Source organism: Nonomuraea zeae (assembly GCF_005889725.1).
GTDB classification, from domain to species: domain Bacteria; phylum Actinomycetota; class Actinomycetes; order Streptosporangiales; family Streptosporangiaceae; genus Nonomuraea; species Nonomuraea zeae.
Genome location: NZ_VCKX01000149.1, coordinates 22,180 through 29,945, shown reverse-complemented (window position 1 = coordinate 29,945; position 7,766 = coordinate 22,180). Strand labels below are relative to the sequence as shown.

At 70.6% G+C, this 7,766-nt stretch carries 7 protein-coding genes; 5 read left to right on the top strand and 2 right to left on the bottom strand.

Features of this window, described 5'->3' with window-relative positions:
* The 4 genes from ETD85_RS36790 to ETD85_RS36775 all read left to right on the top strand — a co-directional run.
* Nucleotides 1-1,276 (top strand): ABC transporter substrate-binding protein (locus tag ETD85_RS36790; protein WP_338087197.1); only part of this gene is annotated, 1,276 nt, incomplete at its 5' end.
* Complete coding sequence (locus ETD85_RS36785; protein WP_138694438.1) at nucleotides 1,273-2,190, top strand: carbohydrate ABC transporter permease; 918 nt, start codon at nucleotides 1,273-1,275, stop codon at nucleotides 2,188-2,190. The genes ETD85_RS36790 and ETD85_RS36785, both read left to right, overlap by 4 nt.
* Nucleotides 2,190-2,996, top strand: coding sequence for a carbohydrate ABC transporter permease (locus ETD85_RS36780; protein WP_138694437.1), 807 nt, complete (start codon nucleotides 2,190-2,192; stop codon nucleotides 2,994-2,996). Before ETD85_RS36785 ends, ETD85_RS36780 begins: the two co-directional genes overlap by 1 nt.
* 13 nt (nucleotides 2,997-3,009) lie before the next feature.
* A complete protein-coding gene (locus ETD85_RS36775) occupies nucleotides 3,010-4,377 on the top strand; it encodes a sulfatase family protein (RefSeq protein WP_206059078.1) in 1,368 nt (455 codons plus the stop codon).
* A 117-nt stretch (nucleotides 4,378-4,494) separates the two neighbouring features.
* On the opposite strand, the gene ETD85_RS36770 is transcribed toward ETD85_RS36775, so the two are convergent.
* Nucleotides 4,495-6,048, bottom strand: coding sequence for a M28 family metallopeptidase (locus ETD85_RS36770; protein WP_138694436.1), 1,554 nt, complete (start codon nucleotides 6,046-6,048; stop codon nucleotides 4,495-4,497).
* Between the two features lie 143 nt (nucleotides 6,049-6,191).
* Here ETD85_RS36770 and ETD85_RS36765 point away from each other — a divergent pair, with 143 nt between their 5' ends.
* Nucleotides 6,192-7,037, top strand: coding sequence for an aldo/keto reductase (locus ETD85_RS36765; RefSeq protein ID WP_138694435.1), 846 nt, complete (start codon nucleotides 6,192-6,194; stop codon nucleotides 7,035-7,037).
* 67 nt (nucleotides 7,038-7,104) lie between these two features.
* On the opposite strand, the gene ETD85_RS36760 is transcribed toward ETD85_RS36765, so the two are convergent.
* Nucleotides 7,105-7,758, bottom strand: coding sequence for a TetR/AcrR family transcriptional regulator (locus ETD85_RS36760; protein WP_138694434.1), 654 nt, complete (start codon nucleotides 7,756-7,758; stop codon nucleotides 7,105-7,107).
* Nucleotides 7,759-7,766 lie beyond the last annotated feature (8 nt).

Below are 7,766 nucleotides of genomic sequence, written 5' to 3'. Positions count from 1 at the left end.
CTCCCACCCCGCCCCCTTTCAGCTCTCCCGCCGCGACCTGCTCCGCCTGGCCGGGGCGGCGGCGGCCGTACCCGTCCTGTCGTCCTGCGCCGGAGCGCCGGCCACGCAGAGCGCCGCGCCGGGGACGTTCACCGTCTACTGGAACGCCGGTCACGACTACCAGGCCTACCGCAAGGTGATCGGCGAGTTCGAGCAGGCCAACAAGGTCAAGGTCAACCTGCAGAAGTACCAGTGGCCCGACCTGCGGACCCGGCTGCTGGCGGACTTCGCCTCCGGCACCGTGCCCGACCTGGTCGAGGAGCCCGGCGGGTGGGTGCAGGAGTTCGCCATCTCCGGCAACGCCCGCTCGCTGCAGGACTACGTCGACCGCGACGGCGCCGCGATGGGCTTCCCGTCGGACTGGCAGCCGGTCACCGTCGAGCGGAACTCCTACCAGGGCAAGGTGTACGGCGTGCAGCTCCACCTGACCTGCAACACCCTGGTCTACAACAAGGCCATGCTGCGCGAGGCCGGCGTCGAGGTGCCCACGACCTGGGAGGAGTTCCTGGCCGCGGCCAGGAAGCTGACCAAGGACGGCGTGTACGGCGTCGCGCTCAACCAGGACTACACCTACGTCTGGCCGTGGATGGTGCAGGCGGGCGTCACCCCGTACGACCCGGCGACCGGCAAGGTCATGACGCCGGTGGCGGACGCGGCCGCCGCCCTGCAGTTCCAGGCCGACCTGATCCACAAGCACAAGGTCGCCCCCGTGCCGGTGTCGGGCACCGACTACTCGGGCCCGCAGAAGCTGTTCTCCGCCAAGCGCGCCGCGATGATCCTCACCGGGCCCTGGGATCTGGATCCGATCAGGAAGACCAGCCCCGACATCGAGCTGGGCGTCGCGCCCCCGCTCAAGCACAAGGTCCAGGCCACGCAGGCGGCGGGCGTCAGCATGTTCGTCCCCGCCAAGGCGGCCAGGCCCGACCTGTCGTGGGACTTCATCAAGCGCATCACCACTCTGGAGGTCGAGCAGGCCGCCACCAAGGAGACCGGCATGCTCATGCCGCGCACCTCGTGGGCGAAGCTGCCCGAGGTGCGGTCGGACGAGGCCATCAAGGTCTTCGCCGACGCGCTCCCCGGCGCCAAGGACTCCTCCCAGCAGGTGCGGCTCACCGGGCAGCTCGGCAAGTGGGAGGAGCAGCTCAAGGTCGTCTACCAGCAGGTGCTGATCCAGAACCAGCCGGCCGCGACGGCACTCGGCACGTTCAGCCAGGCGGCGGAGGGCTTCCTGCGATGACCTCGCTCGCCCGGCGGCGCCGGGCCCTGCCCTCGTTCGGGCTGCGGCCCCGCACCCTCGCCGGCCGGTACGCCAGGACGGCCTATCTCTTCCTCATCCCGGCGATCCTGTTCTTCGCGATCTTCTTCTACCTGCCGATCGGCAACGTGGTCGCCACCAGCGTGCGCACCGGCCCGCAGGCCGACCAGTGGGCCGGGCTCGCGAACTACGGCCAGGCGCTGGCCGACCCGGCGGTGCGGCACTCGTTCCTGGTCACGGCGGTCTTCGCGGTGGCGGTGGTGATCGGCTCCATCGTGCTCGGGCTGGTGCTGGCGCTCGCGATCGACCAGCCGCTCAGAGGGCGGGTGGTCTTCCGGGTGCTGCTGCTGGTGCCGTACCTGACCTCGGTGGCGATCGTCGGCCTGCTGTGGCGCAACATCCTGGACCCCGAGCTGGGCGTGCTGAACCGGGTGCTGGTCGCGGCCGGGCTGCCCGGGCAGCAGTGGCTCAACACCGCGCCGCTGCTCACGATCGCCGCCGTCACGCTGTGGCAGAGCGTGGGCTACACCATGGTGCTGTTCCTGGCCGGGCTGCAGGGCATCCCCGAGACCTACCACGAGGCGGCCAAGATCGACGGGGCCGACTCCTGGCGCCGGTTCTGGCGGATCACGCTGCCGCTGCTGGCCCCGACGACGCTGTTCGTCTCGGTGATGGCGGTCATCTCGGGGCTGCAGGCGTTCGGGCAGGCGTACATCATCACCAACGGCGGCCCCGGCGACGCCACCGACCTGTCGGTCTTCCACATCTTCAACGTCGCCTTCCGCGCCCGCGACCTCGGCTACTCCTCGGCGCAGTCAGTGCTGCTGCTGGTCGTGATCGTGGCGTTCACGCTGGTCCAGCTGCGGGCCGGGCGGCGCGGGGAGGTCACCTACTGATGCGCAAGCCGCTGCTCTACACCCTGCTCGGGCTGGCCTGCCTGGTGACGGTGCTGCCGCTGCTCTACATGCTGTCGCTGTCGCTCCAGACCGAGGCGGAGACGCTGTCGGCGAACGCGGTGCTCGTCCCCGAGTCGCCCCAGTGGGGGAACTACGCCGAGCTGTTCGCCCGCGCGCCGTTCGGCAACTTCATCGTCAACAGCCTCGTCGTGGCGGGCGTGATCACGCTGGCGCACCTGGTGTTCGACCCGCTCGTCGGGTACGTCTTCGCCAAGTTCCGCTTCCCGCTGCGCAACACGCTGTTCGTGGCGCTGCTGGCCACCCTGATGGTGCCGTTCTTCGTGCGGATGATCCCGCTGTACGTGCTGATGGCCAACATGGGGTGGTTGAACACGTACCAGGGGCTGATCACGCCGTTCCTCATGGACGCGTTCGGGATCTTCCTGATGCGGCAGTTCATCCAGCCCATCCCCGACGACCTGATCAGCGCGGCCCGCATCGACGGGGCCTCCGAGCTGGGCATCTACCGGCGCATCATCCTGCCGCAGACGCGGCCCGCGCTGGCCGTGCTGGGGCTGTTCACGTTCGTCTTCCAGTGGAACGAGTTCCTCTGGCCGCTGGTCGCCACCACGACGCCCGAGATGCGCACCATCCCGGTCGGGCTCACCCTGTTCAACCAGGAGTACTTCACGTTGTGGCACCTCACGGCGGCCGGCTCGGTGATCCTCTTCGTACCCACCGCCGTGCTGTTCGTCCTCACCCAGCGATACTTCGTCCGGGGCATCGCCCTGACCGGCCTCAAATAAGGAGTTTCTGGTTTTGCGTCCGAACGTGATCGTCGTCTTCACCGACCAGCAGCGGTGGGACACCGTCGGCCCCTTCACCCCGAACCTCGACAGAATGGCCAGGCACGGCACGCAGGCCACGGTCGCGCTCACCCCGCAGCCGGTGTGCGCCCCCGCCCGTGCGGCGCTGCAGACGGGCCGCTACCCGACCACGACCGGCGTCTACCGCAACGCCCGCGTCCTGCCGCCCGAGGAGCGGACGCTGGCGCACCACTTCGGCGCGGCCGGCTACGCCACCGGCTACATCGGCAAGTGGCACCTGGCCGGCAGCGAGCCGGTGCGGCAGGAGGAGCGCGGCGGCTACCAGTCGTGGCTCGCGGCCAACGCGCTGGAGCACACCTCCGACGCCTACCGCACCATCGTGTACGACGAGGCGAACGACCCCGTCCTGCTGCCCGGCTACCGCTCCGACGCCCTCGTGGACGCGGCCGTGCGGTTTGTCGCCGACCACCACGACGAGCCGTTCTACCTGTTCCTGTCGTTCCTGGAGCCGCACCACCAGAACGAGGTGGACAACTATCCGGCCCCCGACGGCTACGAGGAGCGCTATCAGGGCCGCTGGATGCCGCCGGACCTGGCCGCGCTCGGCGGCACCGCGCCGCAGCACATGGGCGGCTACCTGGGGCAGGTCAAGCGCCTGGACGAGGGGCTCGGGCGGCTGCTCGACGCGCTGCGCAGCATGGACCTGCTGGACGACACGATCGTGGCCTACACCTCCGACCACGGCAACCACTTCAAGACCCGCAACGGCGAGTACAAGCGGTCCTGCCACGACGCGTCGCTGCGGGTGCCGCTGGCCGTACGCGGCCCGGGGTTCGACGGAGGCGGCGCGATCACCCGGCCGGTCAGCACGATCGACCTGCCGCCCACGCTCCTGGAGGCCGCGGGGCTGCCGGTGCCGGAGGCCATGCAGGGGCGCTCGTTCCTGCCGCTGGTGCGCGACTCGCGGGCCGACTGGCCGGAAGAGGTGTTCTTCCAGGTGAGCGAGTCCGAGGTCGGGCGGGGGATCCGGACGTCGCGGTGGAAGTACTACGCGGTCGCCGAGGACGCCCACCCGTGGGAGGTCTCCGCCGCGTCCCGCTACCGGGAGCAGGCCCTGTACGACCTGGACAACGACCCGCACGAGCTGGTCAACCTGGCGGGGTCCGGCTCGCACGCCGGGGTGGCGGCGGAGCTGCGCGAGCGGCTGGTGGGCAGGATCGTGGCGGCGGGGGAGGCGGAGCCGGTCATCGAGCCGGCCGCTGAGCGCGCGGGCCGCGAGCAGGCGATGACCGACCCGGCCGTCCGCCTGACCGGCCCCAAACCGGTCCGCTTCGGCCACCAGCGCCCCACCGCTCCTTGACCCGCCACCCCTCGACCTGCTGCCCCGTGACAAGCCGCGCCTTGGTCTGACGCGCCTTGGTCTGACTTGGTATGGCGCGGTGCCCGCACCTCGGGTGGGGTGCGGGCACCGGCCGGGTCAGCTCTGCGCGTCCGCGGGCTTGTGCCCGTGGGCGCCGCCGCGCGCGGCCGCGGCCGGCGCGCTCGCGGCGCCGATCGTGCCCGTGTCGAAGGCGTAGGTGGCCACCAGGGTCGCGATGGCGTCGGAGTTCACGTCCAGCGCCTTGTCGTTGATGTTCTTGATCGTGTCGCAGACGCTGTGGTAGCAGGGGTCGAGCGGGACGCCCGCCGTGCCGCCGAAGATCGCCGCCTCCTCCGCGGTCTTGAGCACCTCGGCCCCGGTGAACAGCCCGCCCGCCGGGATCCCGGCCGCGATGAACGCCCCGTAGTCCGAGCGTCCCGTGAATGCCGTCGCCGTGAACGGCAGCCCGCGCCCGGCGAAGAACTTCTCGAAGTCCTCCTCGATCACGTCCGACCCGGGAGGCCCGGCGGTGCCGAACGCGTCACCGTCGCCGTCGTAGATCCCGAACGTGTAGTTGGGCGAGGCGATCATGTCGAAGTTGAGGTAGAGGGTGATCTTGGCCCGCTCCTCCTCCGTCAGCGTGGTGACGTAGTGCTCGGAGCCGAGCAGCCCGAACTCCTCGGCGCCCCAGAAGGCGAAGCGCACCTGGTTCTTCGGCTTGGTCTTGGCGAACTGCAGCGCCACCTCAAGGATGCCGGCGCTGCCCGAGCCGTTGTCGTTGATGCCGGGCCCCTCCTGGACGCTGTCCAGGTGCGCGCCCATCATGACGACGTTGTCCGGGTCGCCCTTCCTGCTCTGGGCGATCACGTTGTAGGTGGTCCTGGTCTCGACGATCGGGTCCCAGTTCATGGTGACCGTGGTGCCCGCGGCGGAGGCCAGCTCCTGCCCGACCGCGAAGCGGGTGAAGAACGACGGGATCGTCACCCCGGGGCCGCCGAGCACCGGGTTCAGGTCAACCTCGGTGCGGCCTGCCTGCCCCTCGTTGAACACGATGGCCGCGGACGCGCCCGCCGCCATGGCGTTGTCCACCTTGACGCGGAAGTTGCAGGTGCCGCGCTGCATGAGCGCGACGCTCCCGGCGACGAACCCGGCGAAGTCGCTCGCCTCGCAGCCCGAGGTGGAGGTGTTGGCCGCGGGTCCCGGCGGCAGCACGAGGTCCACGGGCTGGATCGTGCCGGTGGCCGTGCCGGCCGGGGAGTCGCCCATGGCCACGTAGTCGCTGAAGAACCCGTACGTGTACGTCTTGGCGACCGGGCTGTTCTGCTTGAGCACGGGCGGGGTGATGTAGCCGTCGAAGGTGAACTCGAACGGCTGGATGGTCACGTCGTAGCCGGCGGAGCGCAGCTTGCGCGCCACGTAGTCGCGGGAGGCGTCGAAGCCGGGAGTGCCGGAAACGCGGGTGCCGCCGTTCGCCTTGGCGATGGCCTGGAGCGCTTGCAGGTGCTTCTTGACGTTCTTGCCGGAGACGTCCTTGACGAGCTTGCGGACGGCGTTGTCGCCGGGATGGTGGCCGGGGTGGGCACTGGCCGTGCCGGTGAAGGCCAGCGGGGCGAGAGCCACGGCGGCGGCGGTGATGGCGCCGAGCACGCCCTTACGTAAAAGGGAACGCATAGTGCTCCTCGAACATGGAGGATGAACCGGGTCAAATGCGCACGTGCCCCGAAACGTATTCACCAGCCGGGTGATAGGGAAGATTGACCCACGTATCCGTTGCATACCGAACTTGGAACGTCGCACCCTAGGCGAGGAACCGCATGTCCATTTCGCTCCCGTCCACCGGCACGCTCACGATCGGCGGCAAGACCGTGCACCGCCTCGGCTTCGGGGCCATGAGCATCACGGGGCCCGGCGTCTGGGGGCCGCCCAGCGACCACGACGGAGCCCTCCGGCTCCTGCGCAGGGTCGTCGAGCTGGGCGTGAACCTCATCGACACCGCGGACTCCTACGGTCCCTACGTCAGCGAGGAGCTCATCCGCGAGGCCCTGCACCCGTACCCGGAGGGGTTGCTGATCGCGACGAAGGTCGGGTTCGTCCGCACGGGGCCGAGCCAGTGGCACGCCGTGGGCCGGCCCGAGTACCTGCGGCAGGAGGTCGAGATGAGCCTGCGCCGGCTCGGGCTGGACCGGATCGACCTGCTCCAGCTGCACCGCATCGACCCCCAGGTGCCGCTGGAGGACCAGCTGGGCGAGCTGAAGGCGCTCCGGGACGAGGGCAAGATCGCCGCCGTGGGCCTGTCGGAGGTGAGCGTCGACGAGCTGGAACGCGCGCGCCGCGTCGTGGAGATCGCCGGCGTCCAGAACCGGTACAACCTCAGCAACCGCTCCTCCGAGGGCGTGCTGGAGCACTGCGCGGAGCAGGGGATCGCGTTCATCCCCTACAGCCCCATCGCCAAGGGCTCGCTGGCCGCGCCCGGCAGCCCCGTCGAGCACGTCGCCAAGGCCGTCGGGGCCACGCCCGCGCAGGTCAGCCTGGCCTGGCTGCTGGCGCACTCCCCGGTGATGGCCCCGATCCCCGGCACCTCGTCGATCGCCCACCTGGAGGAGAACCTGGGCGCCTCCACCGTGTCGCTGACGGCTGAGCAGCTGGCCGAGCTGGGGTGACCGCGTAGCGCCAGGACCCGCCCGACGCGTCGGGGCCCGCCGGGCGTGCCAGAGCCCGTCCGACCCGTCAGGGCTCGTCCGGTGCGGCGGGCTTGCTTCCCCGGCCGCGGCGGCTGGGGAAGCGCATGGTGAGCAGCCGCGCGCGCGGCGCCACCCGCTCGGCCAGGCCGAACAGCGCCTGGGTCCGGGTGCGGTCGGCGTCGAGGTGCGTGAAGAGGTTGACCCCGAGGTAGAAGGTGATCGCCGCGTAGGCGAGGTCGCGTGGCGGCAGCAGCCTGGCCAGCGGCGATCCGCCGATGACCCGATCGAGGGCCTCCTCGACGAAGTCGATCCACGGCTCGGCCCGCGCGGTGATCTCCTTGCGCAGCTCCGGCCGGGCGATGCTGGCGCCGACCACTTCGGCGAAGAACGTGATGTGCCCGCCTTCGAGATCGGCGTGGTAGATCTCGTTCGCGGTCTTGACGAGCTCCTCCAAGGTCCGGCAGCCGTCCACCGCCTGCCGGTAGGTCGCCATGCGCTGCTCCGACGACCGGTCCAGCGCGGCGAGCAGCAGCGGGTCGACGCCGCCGAAGTGGTAGAAGACCAGCGCCGAGTTGACCCCCGCGGCCGTGGCGATGGCGCGCGCGCTGGTGCCGGCGTAGCCGTGACTGCGCACCGTCTCGGCAGCGGCCTCGATCAGGCGGTCCCGGGTCTCCGCCCCCGGCTGCTGCTTCGCGGCCATACCCACCC